The sequence below is a fragment of the Flavobacterium sp. genome (assembly GCF_029242675.1).
Taxonomy (GTDB): domain Bacteria; phylum Bacteroidota; class Bacteroidia; order Flavobacteriales; family Flavobacteriaceae; genus Flavobacterium.
In genome coordinates this window covers 1-1643 of sequence record NZ_JAQWTM010000078.1, presented here as the reverse complement: position 1 = coordinate 1643, position 1643 = coordinate 1, and the positions used below count along the sequence as shown (strand labels likewise).

The following is a 1643-nucleotide window of genomic DNA, read 5'->3' as shown; positions in this document are numbered from 1 at the left end:
TCAATCGCTTGCGTTGCTAAAAAGTTTGTAAATTCTTGAGTTAATTCTTCAAACTGTTCTTTGGTTAATCTACTATATTTCATTTCCTTTATTCAATTAATATTCGTCTTAGAATTTGCAAATTTATAATTTATAAACAGAAAAGCCCTCTTTTGCAAGAAGGCTTTTCAAATTTAATTTATTTTCGAAAATTAGAAAATATATCTAATCCCAAATTGTGCTTGCCATCTTGACAATAAACTAGCATCATAATTAAAAGTCTTAGTTTGTGTACCATCAAAAGTATATGTTGGCTCATTTGCATCATTTACAGAAACTCCAATAGGTTGTCTACTTGTTTCTACTTGCACTAATCCCCAATCAGAATTCAATAAATTTCCAATATTTAACACATCAATACTAAACTGTATTGTGTTTGTTTTCTCAGAACTAGAAGAAGGTTTGAAATTATAATCTTGCATAAATTTCATATCCCATTTTCCTCTCCATGGAGCTACAGCACCATAACGCTCAGCATATTGTCCTCTTCTACCACTTAGATACTTGTCTTGGTCGATGAATTTGTCAAATGCAACACCTTGATCAGCGCCACCAGAAAAGTTCATGTTAGCAATTTCTGCAGTTGTAGGAATGTAAATTAAGTCATTTGTACTAGATCCATCATTGTTGATATCTCCACCATAAAGATAGTTGTAACGACCTCCTTGAGCATACTCAAAAAATGTAGACACTGATGTTGACCATTGATTATTAGCTCCATATTTCCAACTCTTAGAAGCAACCCCAATGAATCGGTGCGTATCTCCATATTTAGAATTAGCTAATACTGCGTTATTAACATTACCAACTGCAGGATTAAATGCAAATGCATCTCCTGTAATTTCTGCTTCAATAGAGTTAACATCTTTAGATACTAAGTAATTATAAGCTAAACTAGCAAATAAACCATCATCAAACGTTTTTTGAACTTTAACAGAAGTATTGAAGACATATCCTTTATTAGAATTTGTCATTACGTAAGCGTTATTTGCAGCTTTATCAGTTGCTCTATAGATTGCTCTATTATCAGCACCTGCTAATGTAGCTGTAGGGTTAACTAGACCCCAGTTTTGTACATGTACACCGTTAACATCCTTGTTATAAGAAACATCAAGAGTAGTAATATAATTGTTTGGGAATTTATGATCAAGACCTAAACTAGTTCTCCACACTTGTGGCCATTTAAAGTCCTTATCCATGATTTGGAAAAATCCATCATCAGATCCACTAACTTGATTTCCTAACCATACAAATGGTAGCTTCCCTGTGAATATACCCGTACCTCCACGAACTTGCGTCGTTCTATCACCATTAACATCCCAATTAAAACCTAATCTTGGAGCCCAAAGTAATTTGTTACTAGGTAGTGTTGTAGAAATTAATTGCTCGTTAGCTTTAGTTTGTGGATTGTAATATAAAATGCTATTATCTCTAGAAGCTCCATTCTCAGTGTCAATATATTTTTGAATTAAATCTGAAGTATTAAAATATAATGGCTTATCAACTCTTAGACCTACAGAAAGCTTAAAATCTTCGGTTACGTTCCAGTCATCCTGTCCGTAAAAAGCAGCTTGACCAACGTTTAATTCCGATAATTTCCAACC

General features: G+C 33.4%; 1 protein-coding gene and 1 pseudogene. Both read right to left on the bottom strand.

The genetic code is table 11. The features are described from left to right. A partial coding sequence (locus tag P8M54_RS03160) for a DUF6495 family protein (protein WP_300285046.1) occupies positions 1 to 83 on the bottom strand: 83 nt, incomplete at its 3' end. Between the two features lie 108 nt (positions 84 to 191). Beyond that, positions 192 to 1643, bottom strand: a pseudogene (locus P8M54_RS03155) (TonB-dependent receptor); the annotation flags it as partial.